The sequence below is a fragment of the Apibacter sp. wkB309 genome, from assembly GCF_002964915.1.
GTDB lineage: Bacteria > Bacteroidota > Bacteroidia > Flavobacteriales > Weeksellaceae > Apibacter.
Genome location: NZ_PSZL01000022.1, coordinates 45,972 through 66,979, shown reverse-complemented (window position 1 = coordinate 66,979; position 21,008 = coordinate 45,972). Strand labels below are relative to the sequence as shown.

15 protein-coding genes and 1 tRNA gene are annotated in these 21,008 nt (G+C 29.7%); 8 read left to right on the top strand and 8 right to left on the bottom strand.

Annotation, left to right across the window (positions count from 1 at the left end):
- Positions 1 to 3: 3 nt before the first annotated feature.
- Positions 4 to 363: a 30S ribosome-binding factor RbfA gene (gene rbfA, locus C4S75_RS06125; RefSeq protein WP_105297423.1), complete on the bottom strand. Its 360-nt coding sequence runs from the start codon at positions 361 to 363 to the stop codon at positions 4 to 6.
- Positions 364 to 760: 397 nt separating this feature from the next.
- Between rbfA and C4S75_RS06120 the strand changes: the two genes are divergently transcribed.
- From C4S75_RS06120 to C4S75_RS06100, 5 genes are all read left to right on the top strand, one after another.
- Positions 761 to 1,630, top strand: a complete 870-nt coding sequence (locus C4S75_RS06120; RefSeq protein ID WP_105297422.1) for a mechanosensitive ion channel family protein — start codon at positions 761 to 763, stop codon at positions 1,628 to 1,630.
- A 301-nt stretch (positions 1,631 to 1,931) separates the two neighbouring features.
- On the top strand, positions 1,932 to 2,465 hold the full coding sequence (locus C4S75_RS06115) for a MarR family winged helix-turn-helix transcriptional regulator (protein ID WP_105297421.1): 534 nt from the start codon (positions 1,932 to 1,934) through the stop codon (positions 2,463 to 2,465).
- Positions 2,466 to 2,467: 2 nt separating this feature from the next.
- Positions 2,468 to 3,616 (top strand): efflux RND transporter periplasmic adaptor subunit, encoded by a 1,149-nt coding sequence (locus C4S75_RS06110; protein WP_105297420.1) that lies wholly within the window; start codon positions 2,468 to 2,470, stop codon positions 3,614 to 3,616.
- Positions 3,617 to 3,673: 57 nt separating this feature from the next.
- Positions 3,674 to 6,829 carry an efflux RND transporter permease subunit gene (locus C4S75_RS06105; protein ID WP_105297419.1) on the top strand — a complete coding sequence of 1,052 codons (3,156 nt, stop codon included), beginning with the start codon at positions 3,674 to 3,676 and terminating at the stop codon, positions 6,827 to 6,829.
- A 25-nt stretch (positions 6,830 to 6,854) separates the two neighbouring features.
- Positions 6,855 to 8,243, top strand: a complete 1,389-nt coding sequence (locus C4S75_RS06100) for an efflux transporter outer membrane subunit (RefSeq protein ID WP_105298134.1) — start codon at positions 6,855 to 6,857, stop codon at positions 8,241 to 8,243.
- A 100-nt stretch (positions 8,244 to 8,343) separates the two neighbouring features.
- Here the strand turns inward: C4S75_RS06100 and rsgA are convergent, their stop codons facing one another.
- Positions 8,344 to 9,258, bottom strand: coding sequence for a ribosome small subunit-dependent GTPase A (rsgA, locus tag C4S75_RS06095; RefSeq protein WP_105297418.1), 915 nt, complete (start codon positions 9,256 to 9,258; stop codon positions 8,344 to 8,346).
- A gap of 65 nt (positions 9,259 to 9,323) precedes the next feature.
- On the bottom strand, positions 9,324 to 10,400 hold the full coding sequence (locus C4S75_RS06090; protein WP_105297417.1) for a bifunctional 3-deoxy-7-phosphoheptulonate synthase/chorismate mutase type II: 1,077 nt from the start codon (positions 10,398 to 10,400) through the stop codon (positions 9,324 to 9,326).
- Between the two features lie 293 nt (positions 10,401 to 10,693).
- Here C4S75_RS06090 and C4S75_RS06085 point away from each other — a divergent pair, with 293 nt between their 5' ends.
- Positions 10,694 to 11,542 carry a DMT family transporter gene (locus C4S75_RS06085; protein ID WP_105297416.1) on the top strand — a complete coding sequence of 283 codons (849 nt, stop codon included), beginning with the start codon at positions 10,694 to 10,696 and terminating at the stop codon, positions 11,540 to 11,542.
- On the opposite strand, the gene C4S75_RS06080 is transcribed toward C4S75_RS06085, so the two are convergent.
- The 4 genes from C4S75_RS06080 to C4S75_RS06065 all read right to left on the bottom strand — a co-directional run bounded on the left by C4S75_RS06080 (position 11,539) and on the right by C4S75_RS06065 (position 14,844).
- Entirely contained in the window at positions 11,539 to 12,312 is a 774-nt protein-coding gene (locus C4S75_RS06080) for a TIGR02757 family protein (RefSeq protein WP_255410596.1), read from the bottom strand. The genes C4S75_RS06085 and C4S75_RS06080 overlap by 4 nt on opposite strands.
- A 26-nt stretch (positions 12,313 to 12,338) precedes the next feature.
- Positions 12,339 to 12,671, bottom strand: a complete 333-nt coding sequence (locus C4S75_RS06075; protein ID WP_105297415.1) for a 2Fe-2S iron-sulfur cluster-binding protein — start codon at positions 12,669 to 12,671, stop codon at positions 12,339 to 12,341.
- 14 nt (positions 12,672 to 12,685) lie between these two features.
- Positions 12,686 to 13,738: an NAD(P)/FAD-dependent oxidoreductase gene (locus C4S75_RS06070; RefSeq protein WP_105297414.1), complete on the bottom strand. Its 1,053-nt coding sequence runs from the start codon at positions 13,736 to 13,738 to the stop codon at positions 12,686 to 12,688.
- A gap of 161 nt (positions 13,739 to 13,899) precedes the next feature.
- A complete protein-coding gene (locus tag C4S75_RS06065; protein ID WP_255410595.1) occupies positions 13,900 to 14,844 on the bottom strand; it encodes a LysR substrate-binding domain-containing protein in 945 nt (314 codons plus the stop codon).
- Between the two features lie 178 nt (positions 14,845 to 15,022).
- On the opposite strand from C4S75_RS06065, the gene C4S75_RS06060 reads away from it, so the two are divergent.
- Positions 15,023 to 15,889, top strand: a complete 867-nt coding sequence (locus C4S75_RS06060; RefSeq protein WP_055425808.1) for an RNA polymerase sigma factor RpoD/SigA — start codon at positions 15,023 to 15,025, stop codon at positions 15,887 to 15,889.
- 122 nt (positions 15,890 to 16,011) lie between these two features.
- Positions 16,012 to 16,085: transfer RNA gene (locus tag C4S75_RS06055), tRNA-Ile, on the top strand.
- Positions 16,086 to 16,438: 353 nt separating this feature from the next.
- Here the strand turns inward: C4S75_RS06055 and C4S75_RS06050 are convergent.
- Positions 16,439 to 20,800 carry an ATP-binding protein gene (locus C4S75_RS06050; RefSeq protein WP_105297413.1) on the bottom strand — a complete coding sequence of 1,454 codons (4,362 nt, stop codon included), beginning with the start codon at positions 20,798 to 20,800 and terminating at the stop codon, positions 16,439 to 16,441.
- Between the last annotated feature and the right edge of the window lie 208 nt (positions 20,801 to 21,008).

The following is a 21,008-nucleotide window of genomic DNA, read 5'->3' as shown; positions in this document are numbered from 1 at the left end:
AAATTACAAAATAGGATTTTCATCTTTGCCTTTTAAAGCTTTCTCTATCTTTTCAACAGTATCTAAAGTTACATCAAGATAGAATATCAATTCGGGAACTTGCCTTAGCTGTTTAGCAATTCTATTACCTAAAATTTTTCTAATTTTTGGATTAAGAATTTGTATTTCCTTCATTAAGGCCTCTCTGTACTCTTGCGGATAAATACTTAAATAGACTTTAGCCACTCCTAAATCTGAAGACACTTTTACTTCGGTAACAGATATTAGTATTTTAGAATTCATCTCCGCTGATTGTTTCCTAAAAATTTCAGCTAACTCTTTTTGTAATAATTGATTTATTTTCTTTTGTCTATTGCTTTCCATAACTATTTTACAAATTTAGATAATTTTAAGTACTGCAAAAATTTTAATTTTATAATCTTATTTCTATTTAACTTTTCAAATTATTTTACCATCACTACGTTATATCTATAATTTATATTAATTTGTAATTATATATTTTCATTTTATACGTATCAATTTTTATAATATACTATATGTATTTTAGTAATTAATTACCAAAATAAATAAAGTCCTATTAAATTAACCGGTAAATTATAATTTATCAGAAAAATTTGAAACATTCAACAAATAAAAAATTCAGACGGATAAACTGTTTTTAACTAATATCTTATCAACTCAAAGATTTAATTATAAAATAGTATTATTTTTGCTTATATATATAATAATGTATAATTAATAGATAATAAATAAATTAAAAATGAATTTGTACCAAGTAAATCATCAATCAATTTCCAATGAAATAATCAATCCCACTGCCATTGAAAAATTGCTAAATAAATTACTTGATTTGGTTTATGATCTGGGAATAAAAATTGTTACCTGCTTAGTGGTTTATTACCTGGGAAGGTTTTTAATAAAATGGATTGAAAAATTATTTCATAAATTTTTAGAAAGGAGAAAAATTGACCCTTCTGTCAAGTCATTTTTGGGAAGTCTATGCAATATTACATTAACCATTTTGTTGGTTATGTCCATTATTGGAATTTTAGGAATACAAACCACCTCCTTTGCAGCATTAATTGCTTCTGCCGGTTTGGCTATTGGTATGGCTATGAAAGACAATCTTGGAAATTTTGCCGGGGGAGTCATGATTCTTTTTAACAAACCTATAAAAATAGGAGATCACATCTTAGCTCAAAATCAAGAAGGAATTGTGCAATCTATTGGAATATTATATACAGTTTTAACGACCGGTGATAATAAAACCATATATATCCCTAACGGACCATTATCCACAGGTTCCATACTTAATTTTTCCACGCAACCACAAAGGAGAATAGATATAACCGTAGGGGTCGATTATGGAACTTCACTTCAAGATGTCAAAGACATTCTTAATGAAATTATCAGATCTAATACTTCCATACTAAAATCTCCTGAACCTTTCATTGGATTATTAAAATTAAATGACAGCTCTATTGACTTTGTGATTAGGGTTTGGGTAGAATCATCTAACTATTGGCCTGTTTATTTCTTTCTCAATGAAAACATTTATGAGAAATTTACACATGCCAAAATTAATATACCATTCCCTCAGCTTACCGTGCATGTGGCCAATGATAATTAATAGCTAAAACAAACTTTTTAAAGATCTATTTTTCCTTTAAACTAACTTAATTATTTTGAAAAATTTTACGAATATCTTTAAAAATTTAAGTTAAAAATTTATTCATATTGTTAAAATAACTATATATTTGCACCGTCAAATATTTAGGTCAAATACATTTTGGCCTAGTATTTGATATTGTAAAACACGATTAATAAGCACACTTATTATATGGAAACTTATAAATTTAACAAACAATAATTTGCATTTTAGTAAGTATACATATTATATTTGCACTTTCAATTTTTGTTAACGAAAAAATATGCAAACTAATTATAAGGGATTTCTCCTAAATATCACCGATAGCGACAAAACAGGATTTCTGCTTTGGAAAGTAAATAATCTTTGGCAAAGAGAATTTAAAAAAAACTTTGAACACTTAGATTTGACACATAGCCAATTAGTATTGCTTTTATCTATTTTATGGGGTGAAACTAACCAAACCGAAGTAACTCAAAAAAGTCTTTCAGATAAAGCGGGTATTGATCCCATGACTACTTCTACCGTTTTACGAACTCTACAAAAAAAAGGATTGATCAAAAGAAAATTTAATAAAAAAGATTCGAGAACTAAACTAATTTCCTTAACAGAAGATGGAAAAACAATTATTAAAAATGCAACTAAGGTTATAAAAAAATTCAATACATCATTTTTTAGTTCACTAAAAGATCAACAAAACCAATTTCAACAAAATTTAGTAACTCTTTTAGATGACGACATTTATGCTGATGAAATTAAACAAACCTGTTGTAAAGAATACGTACTTAATAATAACAATAATTTAGAAAAATCATAAATATGAAACTCAGAAAAATACAAATTATAGCTTTGCTATTCACTGCTGCAACATCCACATTGTATGTGTCTTGTGGTGGTGATAAGAAAAATGCAGCAGGTATGGCTGCTATGGGCGGGCAAGCCAATCAAGTGCTACCCTATCCGGTAAAAGTAGTTACTTCACAAACTGCTGTTTTGGAAACAGATTATCCGGCAACCATAAAAGGTGAAGAAGACATTGAAATTCGACCTATGGTTGAAGGATTCATTAAAACTATTAATGTAGACGAAGGTTCTGTAGTTAAAAAAGGACAAGTTTTATTTACATTGGATGCTCCACAATACAAACAAAATGTATTAAATGCTGAAGCTGCTATTAAAACTGCAAAAGCTCAAGTTGATAATGCAGTTATGGATGTAACAAAAATCACCCCTTTGGTTGAAAAAGGAATTGTAAGTAAATATCAATTAGAATCAGCACAATATGCTTTACAGACTAAACGTGCCGCTTTAAATCAAGCACAAACTTCTTTAGCTATTGCGAATACCAATTTATCTTATACAGTTCTTACCAGTCCGGTTAACGGAATTGTAGGTTCCATACCTTATCGTTTAGGTAGTTTAGTTAACAGTACCACTACCTTAACCACTGTGGCGAATACTTCCAATGTATATGTATATTTTTCTTTAAACGAAAAACAATTATTGGATTTCCTTAAAAATACACCGGGAGCAACTCAAGCAGAGAAAATTAAAAAATCCGAACCGGTAACTTTAATTTTAGCTGACGGTACCGAATACAATGAAAAAGGGAAAATTGAAACTATCAACGGTATTGTAAACACTTCTACAGGTTCTGCAAATTTCAGATCTAATTTTCCTAATCCGCAAGGTATCTTAAGAAGTGGTTCAACCGGATCCATACGAATCAGTACAACTGTTGAAAATGCTTTGGTTATCCCTCAAAAAGCAACCTTCGAAATTCAAGGTCAAACTTTTGTTTTCGTGGTACAAAAAGATAATAAAGTAAAACAAGTAACTATCAAAGTTACTCCAACGCCGGATGGACAATCCTTTATCGTAAATTCAGGATTAAACGAAAACGATAAAATAGTTGTTAACGGAATCCAGAATTTAAAAGAGGGAATGGAGATCAAACCTCAACTTTAATTTTCTTATCGTAAAAAGAAGTATTAAAACTTTAAATAATAAAAAAGAAATAAAACAATGCTTAAAACATTCATAGAAAGACCCGTTCTTTCCACAGTTATATCCATTATAATTGTGATTCTGGGTATTTTAGGGGTAGTTTCTCTACCGGTTGCCCAATATCCCGAAATTGCTCCGCCAACGGTACAGGTAACTACAAACTATCCGGGAGCAAATGCCGACGTGGTCATGAAAAGTGTTATCATTCCATTGGAAGAACAAATCAATGGAGTTGAAAACATGACTTATATAACATCGAGTGCAACCAATGACGGTAGTGCTACCATTACTGTTTATTTTAAACAAGATGCGAACCCTGATATTGCTGCCGTTAACGTTCAAAACTTGGCAGCTCGTGCCAACAGTTTACTTCCATCGGAAGTAACCAAAAACGGGGTGATTGTACAAAAATCACAAAGTAGTAATATCTTGTATATCGGTTTAGTTAGTAAAAGTAAAAACTACGATCAAAAGTTTTTACAAAACTATGCGAACATCAACATATTACCTCAGATAAAAAGAATCTCCGGAGTGGGTGATGCTCAAGCGAGAGGTGCTAATACTTATTCCATGCGTATATGGTTGAAACCTGACGTAATGGCAACTTACGGTATTACTCCTGCTGACATAAATGCTTTATTAGCTGAGCAAAACTTAGAAGCTGCTCCCGGTGCATTAGGTGAAAATAGTGCTCAAACATTCACGTATACATTAAAATATACCGGTCGTTTAGTAAGTTCTGAACAATTCGGTAATATGGTTTTAAAATCTCTTCCAAATGGAGATGTTTTACGATTAAAAGATATTGCAAGAGTGGAAGTTGGTTCTGAAAACTATCAAATTACTTCTACCATCGACGGAAATCCATCTGTAATTATCAGTATTGCGCAAACTGCAGGTTCTAATGCACAACAAATTATCAACGAAGTTGAAAAAGTTTTAGATAATGCAAAAAGTTCTTATCCTCCGGGAGTAGAAACTGTATATATGATGAATGCGAACGATTTCCTTAATGCTTCCATTGAAAAAGTTATTCATACCTTATTTGAAGCATTCGTATTAGTATTTATCGTTGTTTTGGTATTCTTACAAGATTTACGATCTACTTTGATTCCTGCAATTTCAGTTATCGTAGCTATTGTTGGTACATTCTTCTTCTTGTTAATATTTGGATTTACCATTAATATTTTAACCTTATTCGCATTAATTCTGGCAATTGGTATCGTGGTGGATGACGCGATTGTGGTCGTCGAGGCTGTCCATGCTAAATTGGAAGACGGGATGAAAGATGCCAAAAAAGCTTCTTTACATGCGATGGACGAAATAGCGGGGGCAATTGTAGCCATTACATTAGTAATGTCTGCGGTGTTTATTCCGGTTAGTTTTATTGGAGGAACCTCAGGAGTTTTCTATAAACAATTCGGGTTAACCTTAGCGGTTTCTATTGTACTTTCTGCGATTAATGCGCTTACGTTGAGCCCTGCATTATGTGCATTATTATTAAAACCTCATGATGACAAAAAACAAAATTCTGTTGTTAAAAAATTAAAAGACGGATTCAACGGAGCTTTTGAAAGTTTAACCAACAGATATAAAAAAGTTTTAATTTGGACCTCTAAAGCTAAATGGTCTGCATTTGCAATTATTATTGTTTTCTGCGGAATTTTATATTTTCTTATGAAAACAACTCCTACCGACTTTGTACCTCAAGAAGATAGTGGATTTATCATCGGGGATATAAGTCTTCCTCCGGCTTCAACACTTGAGCAATCCACAGCTATTGCTAAACAAGTATTTGAAGTTGCGAAAGGAATTGAAGGAGTATCCAATGTTGCTCAAATTAACGGTATGAGCTTTATTAGTGGTGCGGGAGGAAACTACTCCGTAATATTAGTAAAATTAAAACCGTGGAAAGAGCGTCCTAAAATCCAAATAAACGATGTAGTAAAACAGTTGTTCATTAGAACAGCAGGTATACAAGGTGGTAAGATTATCTTCTTCGGAACTCCTACCCTTCAAGGTTTCGGTATCAGTAACGGATTTGAATTCCAAATTCAAGATAAAACCGGAGGTGATATCCGTAAATTCTATGAAATCAGTGGTAAGTTCTTAGGAGCATTAAATCAACGACCTGAAATCATGTATGCAACTACTTCATTCAACCCGAACTATCCTCAATACCAAATTAATGTAAATGTTGCTAAAGTTAAACAAGCCGGTTTAGCCGTAACAGACATTTTAGGTGCTTTACAAGGATACATTGGTGGTGTGTATGCTTCTAATTACAATGAATTCGGTAAACAATATAAGGTTATGATCCAGGCAGATCCTAAATACAGAAAAAATGTGGAAGATCTTAATGGAATGTATGTAAGGACCAATAGTGGAGAAATGGCACCAATTGCCGGGTTTATTACCTTGACTAGAGTGTACGGTCCGCAATCTCTACAAAGATTTAACCTTTACCAATCCATACCTGTAAATGGACAACCCAATGCAGGATATAGTGCCGGTGATGCGGTTAGAGCTATTGAAGAAGTTGCTAAACAAACGCTTCCTCAAGGATATTCTTTCGAATATTCAGGAATGACCAGAGAGCAAGTGAACAACAGTGGTTCACAAACTGTTTATATATTCTTATTGTGTTTGATTTTCGTATATTTCTTATTATCAGCTTTATATGAAAGCTACATTTTACCTTTAGCTATTATTATTTCTTTACCTATAGGTTTAGCAGGAGCTTTCTTATTCGCTAAATTATTCGGAATTACAAACAATATTTATTTACAGATCAGTTTAATTATGCTTATCGGTTTATTAGCGAAAAACTCTATTTTGATCGTAGAGTATGCAGTTCAACGTAGAGAGCATGGAATGAGTATCATTGATGCTGCCGTTGAAGGTGCCGTTGCTCGTTTAAGACCTATATTAATGACCTCCTTTGCATTTATTTTCGGATTATTCCCGTTAATGGTAGCAACCGGTGCAGGAGCTGTTGGTAACCGTTCGATCGGTACAGCTGCTATTGGTGGTATGTTAATTGGTACTGTAATTGGCTTAGTAGTTACTCCTATGCTGTTTGCTGTATTCCAATCTTTACAGGAAAGGGCAACACATAAACCTTCCGTGGTTTTAAGAGAACAAAACGATAACGATGATGATGATGATGAATAAGTATAACAAAATAAAAGAATTAAGAATGAAAATTCGACCAATTCAATATACAACCTTATTATTAGTTTCAGTAGTACTTAGTTCATGTATTACCGCTAAATATGAGAAACCTCAGATAACCGATAATCAATTGTACAGGGATATGCCTGTCAAAGACAGTACTACTATTGCAGATATTCCTTGGAGTGATTACTTCAAAGATCCCAATTTGCAGAGCTTGATTAATGAAGGAATTCAAAACAGTTATGATTTAAAAATAGCTGTTGCAAGAATAAAACAAACAGAAGCTTCGCTTCGTTCTGCCAAACTAGGTTACTTACCTAGTTTGTCTGCAGACGCTTCTTATTCTAACAGTAAATTAAATACTGTTCAAGGAAACGGAGTTAAAACGCATTCAGAAGTTTTCCAATTGGGAGCATCTGCAAGCTGGGAGCTTGACATTTGGGGAAAAATTTCCAGTGCCAAAAGATCTGCTCTAGCTACTTATCTTCAAAGTGATGCGTATAGACGTTTAGTTCAAACTTCTTTAGTGGCAAATATTGCAAATAATTATTATTCTCTAATTGCTCAAGATGAACAATTGAAAATAACGCTAAACACCATTAAATTATTAGAAGATAATGTGAAAACTATGGAAGATCTAAAAGAAGCTAACATAGTAACCGGTGCAGCTGTTGAACAAAGCAGAGCTTTATTATACTCTACTCAAGTGAGTGTTCCTGATTTGGAAAATAATATCAAATCTTTGGAAAACAACATCTGTTATTTATTGGGTAGAACTCCCGGACCTATACAAAGATCTTCAATGGCTCAACAAACAGTTCCTAGTCAATTTGACTATGGTGTGCCTGCTCAATTATTGTCTAAAAGACCTGATGTAATGATGTATGAACTTGCGTATCGTGCTGCATTTGAAGATACCAATGTTGCGAAAGCATCTTTATATCCTTCTTTAACAATTACCGGTAATGCAGGGTATTCTACCTTAAAGAATTTAGATAATTTCTTTGATCACTCCAGTCTTTTTGCAAGTGTGGTAGGAGGTTTAACACAACCTATTTTTAATCAAGGAAAATTAAGAAGCCAACTGAGAATAAGACAAGCTCAACAAGAAGAAGCCTTGCTTAACTTTAAAAATTCGGTTTTAAATTCAAGTGTTGAAGTTTCTAATGCTTTATTTGCTTATGAAAAAGCTAAAAGTAAAGACTACGACAGAAGCTTACAGATAAATTCTTTAGTTAAATCTGTTGATTTTACTAAACAATTATTAATATACAGCGATGCTAATTATACAGAAGTTTTAAATGCTGAAAGAGACTTATTAAATGCAAGATTAAGTCAAGTAAATGATAAACTTCAACAATTACAAGCTTCAATTAACCTTTACAAAGCTTTAGGTGGAGGTGTTAACTAAACCAAAGATGTAATGTATATAAAAAGTCGGATTTTATAAAAATCCGACTTTTTTATTTTATGTTATAAATTTCAAGTTAACTAAAATGTAAACACAAGAATTATTTTAATTCTTGCATTAACTTTAAATAATGTGAATATCTTTTTTCTGATATTCTTCCTTCCTTGACTGCCTCAATTACGGCACATTGCGGTTCATTGATATGTAAGCAATTATTATACTTGCAATAAGTTTTTTCGCGTAAAATTTCGGGAAAATAATCTTGTAATTCTTCTTTATGAATGTCTACTAATTCAAATTCTTTAATACCGGGTATATCAATTATTGCACCTCCAAAATCCCATTCATACATTTGCGCAAATGTGGTGGTATGTTTCCCTTTTTCATTATAATTTGATATAGTCGCTACTTTTAAATTTAAATTTTCTTGTAAAGCATTGATGGTCGAAGATTTTCCACTTCCCGAATGTCCAATAAATACAGAAGTTTTATCTTTGATTTTATTTTTCAATTCTTCTATATGAAGATTGGTTAATGCAGAAATTCGTAAGGTTGAATATCCAATATTTTGGTATATATTTTCTATCTCTTGCAATTCTTCTAACTCCGTTTCGGATAACAAATCGATTTTATTAAACACAATCAAAACAGGAATTTGATAGGCTTCACAAGTGATCAAGCAACGATTTAGAAAACCTAAAGAAGTTTGAGGATGTTTTAGGGTAAAAACTATACAAGCCAAATCTATATTGGATGCTATAATATGTGTTTCTTTAGATAAATTAACCGATTTGCGAATAATATAATTTTTTCGAGGATAAATTTTCGTTATCCAAGCAATATCATGATCTTCTAATTCGTATTGTATGCGATCTCCTACAGCTAACGGATTGGTATTTCTAATTTTATCTTTTTTAAATTTTCCGCGAATTCGAGCATCATAAACTTTTCCTGTTGTTATGTCTTTTACCAAATACCAACTTCCTGTAGATTTTAATACGATTGCTTCATTCATAACTCAAAAATATAAAAAAATGCATCCTAAATTGATGCATTTTTATTACTATCTAAAACTTATGATTATTCTTCCATAATTTTATTCTGCAATTCAACGGATTCTTTATGAATGGAAACTAAAAGATGTTCTAAAAAATCTTCTGATAATCCCATTCGTTCTCCATTGCGAATGGCTAGGTTTTTTAATACATTCCAACGATCGGGTTGAAAAATAGCCACATTATGTTCTTTTTTAAGATTTCCGATTTTTTTGGCTACATCCATTCTGGCAGCTAATAATCCTAACAATTGATTATCCAACTCATCTATTTCTCCTCTATATCGATTTAATTTAGCTGAAAAATCATCCGAATTATCATTCTTTTTACGCAAAGTAATATCTACCAAAATATCCTTCAAGGCTTCAGGCGTAATTTGTTGTTTGGCATCACTCCAAGCTTCATCCGGATTATTATGGACTTCAACCATTAATCCGTTATATTCTAAATTAAAAGCTTGTTGAGCAACTTCTGCAATTAAATCTCTTCTTCCTGTTATATGAGAAGGATCTCCTAAAATAGGAATATTAGGGAATCGGTCTTTAAGTTCTAAAGCTATCTGCCATTGAGGGTTATTTCTATATTTTGATTTATTGTGTGAAGAAAAACCTCTATGAATGACCCCTAAATTTTTAATTCCTTGAGCAGCCAATCTTTCCAATGCCCCGATCCATAAATCTAAATCAGGATTAACCGGATTTTTAACTAAAACGATTTTATCTGTATCTCGTAAAGATTCTGCTATTTCTTGTATGGTAAAAGGGTTTACAGTTGAACGAGCTCCGATCCAAAGGTAATCCACATCAAATTCCAAAGCTAATTTAGCATGAGAAGCATTCGCTACTTCCGTAGCTATAGGCATATTAAATTCATCTTTTACCCTTTTAAGCCAATTAAGACCTATAGCCCCTACCCCTTCAAAGCTTCCGGGTTTAGTACGAGGTTTCCAAATACCGGCACGAAACACCTGCATATAATTCCGATCCATTCGCTCAGCTATTTCCATAACTTGCTTTTCACTTTCTGCACTGCACGGCCCCGCAATTACTAAAGGCTTTTCGAATTGTTTAATCCAATTCTGGTCTAAATCTTGTAAACTCATAAATATGTTTTCTAAAAGTATGTAAATCTAAAATTTTTTTATTAAATGTCATAAAGTATTTTGCATTTTAAATGAATTTTTTATGTTTATATGGTAAGTTTTTTAATAAAAAACGGCAAAAGAGAATGAAATAAAATAATTTGCTTCTTCGTTTTTCTTCCTTACGAAACATTAGTTTTACATTATTCATGTTTGATAAGTTTACATGATTGCTAATAATTTTTCTAATTATAGTTTGCTTTTCAAAAAAATTAGAATTTGTAATTGTATTTTTGTTAACTATTTAAAAAATTATGAAAGAAATTTTAATTAGTATTTTTTTCAATATAGTTGTTTCAATCCTATTAAAACTATATAATAAGAAATCCAAAGGGGTTTCTTTAGTGATTACGTACAATTATTTATTTTCAGCAATTTTTTGCTATATACTTTTCAAACCCGATCTACCTTCTTTAAATTATTCATCGGCTCCGTGGCTCATTTATTTTCTAATGAGTATTTTAATGCCCGTAGTTTTTTTATTGATTGCTGAATCTATTAAATATACGGGAATTGCACGAACGGATATAGCGCAAAGAATGTCTTTACTATTAACAGTGAGTGCTTCTTTTTTATTTTTTAATGAGTCTATCAATTCTCTTAAAATCTTGGGTTTATTGATTGGATTTATCTCAATACTCTTTATATTTTACGCTAAAAAAGGAGATCAAACTTTTCCTTATAATAAATTGTATCTCCTTATTCTTATATTTTTCGGATTAGGGATTATTAACATCTTATATAAATTAATAGCGGTAAACCAAAATTTTTCGTTTACGACTTCCACCTTTTTTATATTCATTGGTTCTTTTATAGTTGGTTGTATTATTACTTTTGCACAAAAAATACGGTTTACTTTTAAAGAAATTTTATGGGGAATTGCTTTAGGTATTTTTAATTTCGGAAATGTATATTTTTATTTAAAAGCGCATCAAACTTTTAAAGATAATCCATCTCTTGTTTTTGCTTCGATGAATTTAGGAGTAATTGTATTGGGCAGCTTAGTTGGAATATTAGTTTTTAAGGAAAAAATGAATAAACTCAATTATTTGGGATTGGTACTTGCGCTTGCAGCCATTACAATAATTTCTTTATCCACTTAACTTAAAAATTTTTCAAAAACTCCCAGTCCAAATAAGGCAAAATCATATTTCACGGGATCATCGGCATCCAGCATTTTTAAATTTTCCATGAGAAGTGAAACCGATTTCCAATCATTTTGAGTTCTTGACAACAAGTTTAAAGATCTTGCTACATTTCCCGAATGTACATCCAGTGGACAAACCAATTGGGATGGAGAAATGGAATTCCATAATCCAAAATCAACTTTATTAGGATCGTATCGTACCATCCATCGAAGAAACATATTAATTCTCTTAGCTGATGAATTTTTGGCCGGACTGCTTATATGTTTTTGGGTTCGCTGTAAATGTTCTATTTCGAAAAATCGTTCTCTAAATCGTTCTATTACTAAGTATGTGTCTTCTTCTTTTTTTTCTGCAGAAAAAACTTTTTCAAGTCCTCCGTGATTCTTATAAATATTTTGAAGGGATTTGATAAAAAATACTAAATCGTGTGAATTAAAAGTTCTGTGTACGCTTCCTTCAATCTTTTTTAAATCTTGGAAATTATGATTTAAGATAAAATCATGGGGTGCATGGTCTAAAAAATGCATTATTTTTTCTGCATTTTTAATTATAGACTTTCTGTTTCCCCAGGCTATAATTGCTGTTAGAAAACCTGAAATTTCAATATCTTCTTTTTTACTAAATTGATGAGGAATTTGAATGGGATCTGTTTCAATAAAATTGAGTGTATTATATTGTTCTACCTTTTCATCTAAAAAGGGCTTCAATTTCAGAATTTTTTCCACGTTTATTATTTACCTTATAATGTAAATTAGCTAAAAGGAGCGATTTGAATTTCTAACCCATTTAGATCATTGGTAATTGGAATTTGACATCCTAAGCGACTATTTTCTTTAACATGAAATGCTTCTGAGAGCATAGCCTCTTCCTCATCTCCTTTTTCCGGTAAAGGAATATTGTTGCTCAAAATATAGATTTGGCATGATGCACACATCGCCATACCTCCACAAATTCCAATCGTTCCTTCAGGTACTAATTCATAAGCTCGTATTAATTCCATGATATTCATGGACATATCCGTCGGCGCTGAAACCGCATGTTTATTTCCTTCCCTATCGGTGATATTGATGGTTACTTCTGACATATAATTTGTTAAAATTATTGAATTGATTTAACAACCGGTTTTTCTGCTTCTTTTACTGTTCCGTCAAATCCTTGTACACCTCCAACGGTAGTATATTTTAAAACGTATTTTCTGTCGGGATATATTTTACTGTAAATACTTTGACACATCAAGGTGGCCTCATGAAAACCGCAAAGAATTAATTTTAATTTTCCAGGATATATATTGATATCTCCAATGGCATAAATTCCCTCAATATTGGTTTGGTAATCCAACGCATTATTTACCTTGATAGCATTTTTTTCAATTTCCAATCCCCAATCGGCAATAGGTCCTAATTTAGGAATAAGTCCAAATAAAGGAATAAAATAATCCACTTCTTTATCAAAGGTTTGCCCTTCCTTTTCAATAACTAAGGATTCTACCTTACCGTTCCCCTTGATTCCTACAATTTCGGCAGGAGTGATTAAATTTACTTTTCCTTGATTTTTTAATGATTGAACTTTCTCAACGGAATCCAAAGCGCCTCTAAATTCATTTCTACGATGTACTAATGTTACTTCTTTAGCGATATCTGCTAAAACAATGGTCCAATCCAACGCCGAATCTCCTCCTCCGGCAATTACTATTTTTTTATCCTTATATTTTTCCGGATCTTTTACAAAGTATTCAACTCCTTTTTCTTCATAATCAGCAATATTATCTATCAAAGGTTTTCTAGGTTCAAAACTCCCTAATCCGGCTGCAATCGCCACGGCTTTTGCATGATGTCGAGTACCTTTATCTGTAGTAACAATAAAAGTTCCGTCTGCTTGTTTATCAATGGTTTTAGCTGTTTCATTGAGAGTAAACCCGGGTTGAAATTGCTTGATTTGCTCACGTAAATTTTTAACTAATTCACCTGCCTGAATGGAAGGATATCCCGGAATATCAAAGATCGGTTTTTTAGGATAGAGTTCTGTTAATTGCCCTCCAATGTTTGGAAGCGCATCAATAATATGACATCTTAATTTTAATAATCCCGCTTCAAATACAGCAAAAAGTCCTGTAGGACCTGCTCCTATTATCAAAATATCTGTTTCAATCATAATTTTTTACTAAATATTTTTATATAATAACAATGTATATAAGGTTTATTTAAAATCTATTTCTTCTAAGTAAAATAAGTTATATTTTTTTTATCTTCTAAATGATAAAAACATTTTTAAATAATGCTGAAACTTACAGATAACTTATTTCCTAATAAATATTAAATTACTTTTAATTGGGGCTTATGTTCTATTTTATCTTCTAAAAACAATTTCCCTCTTAAAATACTTTTAATTAAATCCACAAATTTCTCTGCAAAAGTCGTTCTAATTTGATTGGTTGAATAAATTAATGATATTTCCCTGGAGGGTGAAGATGAAAAATATCTGATATTTTTCTTTTCTTCTTCCGATAAATTTTCAGATTCTAATAAAGGTAAAATGGTAAATCCGAACCCTTCATTAACTAAGTTAATCAGTGTAGTAAAACTTCCTCCTTCTAATTTTATATTAGAATTAATGGCTTCTCTATGCTTGCAAAGATCCAACACTACATCTCGGAAGCAATGGCCTTCTTCCAACATTAAAAGATAATTAAAGTCTAATTTATCAACATCTAAAACTGTTTCTTTATACATTTTCGCATCTTGCGAAGAAACGTAAGCTACTAATGGCTCTTTGTAAATTGGTTTTTCAATAATTTGATTGTCATGTAAAGGTGTACTTGCAATTCCAAAATCCAAATAGCCTTCTTTGATGCCTTTTAAAATGTCCTCAGTTTTCATTTCTTTAATAACCAAGTCGGATTCCGGGTATTTACTCCTGAAAGTTTTATAGAAAAGTGGCACTAAGGTGGGGGTTATTGTTGGTATAATACCAATGACAACCGTTCCGTTCATACTTTTTTTATCTTCTTCTACAATTTGTGATAATTTATTAGCTTCAGATAAAATTATTTTGGCCTGTTCTACAATTTTCTTTCCTATAGGAGTTATTTTTATAGGATTAGTTGTTCTGTCGAAAAGCTCAACTCGTAACGTTTTTTCAAGCTTTTGTATTTGCATACTCAAAGTAGGCTGACTTACGAAAGCTTTTTCTGCTGCTATCGTAAAATTTTTATATTCGGCAACAGTTAATACATATTGCAGTTGAATTAAGGTTATCATTTAAGATAATGTTTAATTATTCTTTGCAATTTAACAAGATTATTCGAAATATTCACAAATTAATGCAGGTATTGTAACCTTTTACAAGTAATTTTCGTATATATAATAAGTAAGTATAATTTGTAGGTGAGTAAACAGTTCATCTACTTTTGTTTAAGATAAAAAGAGTTACTATTAAATGAGACAATTAAAGATTACTAAGCAGGTAACGAACAGAGAAACAGCCTCTCTTGACAAGTATTTACAAGAAATTGGAAAAGTGGATCTAATTACTGCTGATGAAGAAGTTGATTTGGCACAGCGTATTAAAGCGGGTGACAGGGTGGCTTTGGAAAAATTAACTAAAGCAAACCTGAGGTTTGTTGTTTCTGTGGCTAAGCAATACCAAAATCAAGGACTTAGTTTACCTGACTTAATTAATGAAGGAAATTTAGGATTAATTAAAGCGGCTAAACGCTTTGATGAAACCCGAGGTTTCAAATTCATTTCTTATGCTGTTTGGTGGATTCGTCAATCCATACTTCAAGCATTAGCAGAACAATCCAGAATTGTACGTCTGCCCTTAAACAAAATCGGTTCTATTAATAAGATTAATAAAGCATATGCCCATCTTGAACAAGAACATGAAAGGGCACCCTCTGCTGCCGAATTAAGTGAGGTATTGGATATGAGTGAAGACGATATTAAAGAATCCATGAAAAATTCAGGTCGCCATTTATCTATGGATGCGCCTTTAGTGGAAGGGGAAGATTCTAATTTATACGACGTTTTACGTTCGGGTGAATCTCCAAGTCCTGATAAAGAATTGATGTTGGAATCTCTTCAGATTGAAATTGAAAGATCTCTTTCTACCTTAACTCAAAGAGAAGCCGATTTAATCCGTTTATATTTCGGTTTAAGCGGTCAACATCCGATGACCTTAGAAGAAATTGGTGAAACTTTTGACCTTACTCGTGAAAGGGTTAGACAAATAAAAGAAAAAGCTATTCGCCGATTAAAACATACCAGTAGAAGTAAAATTTTAAAATCTTATTTAGGAAAATAATTTTTTATTTACCTGATACTAAAGTACAAAGGCTATTTATTGTATAAATAGCCTTTATTTTTTGTATTTAAAATTTGCAGTAATAAATTAAATAACTATATTTGCAAACGCAAAGCAGAAGCGGTCCCATAGCTCAGTTGGTTAGAGCATCTGACTCATAATCAGAGGGTCCTTGGTTCGAGCCCAAGTGGGACCACTTTAAAATTAAAATCCTTACAAAATTGTAAGGATTTTTTTGTTTTATTATTTATTCATATAATTAATACTTCAATTAATTCAATTTCCTAAATACAATTACTTAAATTAGAATTTCTATAGGAAATTATACTCTACTTAATAAAAATTCATGTCTATAATTTTGATCATATGTATAATTATAAATTTACTATACCCTATTTGATTTTAATAAGATTGATGCAAACATAAAAGGTATAGTTCTTTTGAAAGTAAAATATACGTACAAAAATAATTTTTCGATAATATTAGACGTTTGAATTTAATCATTGAATTATTAAGTTAAAGATGCCGCCTCAAGTTATTGAGGCGGTCTTAAATAATTGCCTCTATAGCCTTATTCGCACTATTTCTTAAATGTACATGCTTTAGCATACTGTCAAATATATTAAGAGCTTTATTTATAAGGTATTTATCTTTATTAATTTTTGAAACAAGTTTACTATATATACCAAGAATTAATTGAACCGGTTCTTTATCATAATATCCACACTCTTGAATATTAGGAATAGTTCTAAAATCCATATTTTCCAATAATTCCATGCATTCTTTAGGATAATATTTTGAACAATTTAACAGATATTTAAGAAAATATTTAGGATCTAATCTACACAGTTTAGATTTTGAGTATTCTTTAAGAAAATCAAAAAGAGAAACAAAATGACTACATTTAAATTTCCTTAAAAAAATACATGCATATTGACCAGCTAAATCTTTATCTTCTTCATTTATTAAATCATATAGTATTGATAATGCATTTTTATTAATCGTAGCATCTTCTTGATTAATTAAAAATTTTTCAGCAACATTTATAGCACACAATTTTGCATTTTTACCATATGTAATAAATTTTTTATATAATTTTTTATCATGATCTAATCCTAATAACCAGCTTGAAACCATTATATAACATTGTTTATAAAGTTCCGGAGTATTCAATAATATATCAAAATAATAATTCATATCATCGTGATATTTATTATTAAAATATTGAGCTATATTAAGAGATGATTTTAGTATTTCTATATTATCTGTTTGAGTAATTTCTACGAATATTTTAAAAGCTCTTTCTATATCCAAATAATTCAAGTAACCTAAATTATTTAAAATTAAAATTTTTAAAGTATCATTACACAAAGGATTTTGAATAAAATTCTCAACAGTTGAAAATATTAATTCTTCAAAATTTTTATTATTATAGCAAAACATTATTGTATGTAAAGCAGAGCTTCTAATTGAATTAATAATATCATACAAAGATTTTGTTGAATCAAATTCATTTTCGCTATTTGGGTAATTAAATATTGTATTTTTTAAAAAATTAATTATATCTAAATCTATATTTTTATTTCTTATAAAATATTTTGCCTGTTGACTTAATAAAAGAACATAAGAAGCATTTTTTAGATTTAGCGATATAAATTTTTTGTAAAGAATTTTAACTTTATCAGGATTAAAATTTCCTTCAATTAAACCTAAAATACCATAAATAATATAAAATGGAGATATTTTAGCATCATCAAATAATTCATTTATAAAAGTGTAAAATTTATCCGGACACTCTTTTACTTTATATGAAAAAGCTAATGAGTGTCGAATTATATTCTCTTTATGATTTTTTAAATATGGATAGTTTTCATCATATTTTATCATACTTTTTTTCCAATTTTTCATATCCATCTTATCACAAGCCAAATGATTCACTGGATCCTCAAATCTATCTAATACATTTCTTGAAGTATGTATAGCTATACTATGATTTACCTCTCCAAATTTTCTATTAAGTTCTTGATATACTCTATAAAGTGATGCATTTTTTCTAATTCTTTCAATAGGTAAAGATTTTATAAATAGATATTTTTTCTCTCCAAATTCTCTTAAAGAATATTTTTTTACACCATTATTATCCGTCCAAATGTAGTAGTCATATGTTGATCTTATACTTAATAGAGTTTCATCAATAAATTTTGTTTGATTGATATCTAAAAATTCATAAACATTACTAATTAATTTTCTTAGTAACAATTGTAAATTATCATCACAACCCGAAAAAACATTTTTCTTACTTAATATATCTAATAATTCAATTATAATATCTTTATGCTCTCCGGGACTTGTATTTAGCCCCTTTACTATTAATTTTATTATGAGTACATTATTTGAATACTTGTGATTATTATAAAACTCAGTAATAAACTTAGTATCACAACTTTCTATAAATTCATATAAAATTTTTTTAATATTGTTTTCTCCATAAGTTAAGTTATCTATAAATATTGAACTGCTATAAAGAGGAGAAGATATGCTTTCATTATTAAAGTATGGAATTTTATTTTTTTCTGATAGTTGTTGATATAGTTTAAAAAGATATTCAAAAGTATCTTTAGGAGAATCTTTAAAAAATTTTTCAAGGGTGTCATTTAATGAGTAATTAAACTCATAGTTGTTTACATTATCTTCATAAAAATCTAATATAGGCTGTTTTAATTTATTATAAACATATTTTTTATTTACAGGGAAAATTTTTTTAAGAATTTCATAATACCAAAAATTATTTCTTTTTCTTTCAGATTCTTTTTCATATGGGATGTATTTTTCAAAATAATATAGTAGTCTAATATCATCCCAATTATCTATTTGTATTATTAAATAATATATAAAGTCTTTTTTGTTTTCAAAATCCAATTTATCAAAATAATCCAGAATTAAAAGAGGACATTCATTCATATTATCTCTAAATAATAACCAATTATAATTTATCTTATTATCTAAATAATTAAATTCATTATTAGTAATTCCATTTTCCTGAATAAAAAAATACTTTCTAGGGATATCTTCCGAGATAAAAAATTGTATCCAAGATTCAGAAAATATTGAACTCACAAATACATTTTCATATTCTTTATTTTTTAATATTATATTTGAAACAAATTCCTTTTCTGATATGCTGGGGTTTCTCAACAGACCGATTTCACTTATAATCAAGGATTTTATATGAAATCTATAATCATTAGAATTAATTATGTTTTTAACTGTCTTAAGATAAATAGTTATATTATATTCTCTTAAATACTCCAAAACCATTTTTATAACAGATCTTACATATAAACTTTGCTCATTATGTATAATATAGCTTTCTAAATTTTCTTGATTTTCTACAAACTGTCTGGCAAAACAATATTCATAAAATGTTTGATGAAAGAATTGCAAATCCTTATTACTCTCATTTAACAAGCTGTGTGAACATAAATAATTAATTTCAGAAAAATACTCATCTTCGTAGATATTTCCCACAGATATCCTCTGTTCATTGTACATTTTCTGAGATAATAAATAAATAAATTTTTTCAGATTCATATTTCTATTTGAAGAGATATACTTTTTCCACAGTTGATCATATAAATCTTTTAATGTAGAAACAGAGTTTAAATCCTTTTTAATTCCACTTTCAAATATTCTACAATAGATATCTAAATGATTAGGAGTTCTTAATAACTCTAATACTTTTGCGGAAGAGCAACTTATATTAAATTTTGAAAGAGAATTTTTAACTTCTTCTATAGAAAATAGGTTAACTGATATTTTTTTGTAAACATCCGAATTATATATACTTAATTCAGCATCATATTCTAAATCATAAGATCTTGAAGATAGAATTACTCTAACGTTTTTATTATCTTCTAAAGAAGAAATTAACCTGATATAAGTTTCAATAAATTCTCTACTGGATGATAAGGTAAGAGACATTGCATCAATTTGGTCAATTATTACAACTAGTTTTTCTGCCTTATCCTTTGTAGTTTTTATAATTCTATCAAATGTCAGTTGATTATTAAATAATTGAGTTTCAAGATCAAAAATTGATTTGCAATAAAACTTATCAGCTTTTATACCTAATACCGTATAGTTTTCGTTTTCAAGTTTTTCATAAATATCTTTGAGAATTACTGATTTACCAAGCCCTTTTTCACCTTTTAGTATTAAAACATTCTTTTTATTAATATGCAAATCAGTATTTATCCAATCATATATTAATACTGTTTCTGATCTGTGTATGTGTGTGCTAGTTTTATTTTCAATATAATATTTTACTTGACGTAAAGCATAGGATGCATTTTTTAATACAGTTCTTATATTAATTTCCGGAACACTATTTTTTTTTACAACTTCTTTATGTATTTCTTCTAATTTAATGCTATCCTTTATCTCAAAAGCAGTAGTATAAAGATTATTTTTTTTTAGAAGATAGACCAATTCATTTCCATCTTTTAATTTAATAAATTCATTGGTTAAATTATATTCATTTTCAGTTCTCCTTTTCCAGGAACACCACCATTTGTTTTGTTGTAAATCAAATGTATTAATAATACATAAAGTCCAACTTTTTGTTTTAAATTCTTTAGAATTAATTACAGTTTTAAAAGATTCTCGTATTTGTGACTTTTGAGATTCTCCCACTCCGTTGATAAAAAATTTACATTGAATTACATCTATTGGTTCAATCCCGATCTCACCAATGAATATATCAATTCCTCCATCTCCTTTGTTCACTTTAACTTTTCTAACATTTCCAGATTGAGATTCACTTCTATAAAGGCTTTCACAAATTTCCTCAAATTTACTTCTGGAACCAGCTTCACCATATTTATTAATTAAAATTAGCCACGCATCATTCATTTCATTAATTTATAATTTTTATGAGTATACAAATGACTAAATATATAAAATTAATTAGTAAAAACTTATAATTCATATATCAATAAATCTTATATATAAAATTTCAATTCTCAATTTTTTAAAATATAAGTGAGTAAACAAATCCGTTTGAATAGAGGACAACTATAAATTTTAAATAATATTTCTTTATTGGGATATTGTTACAAAC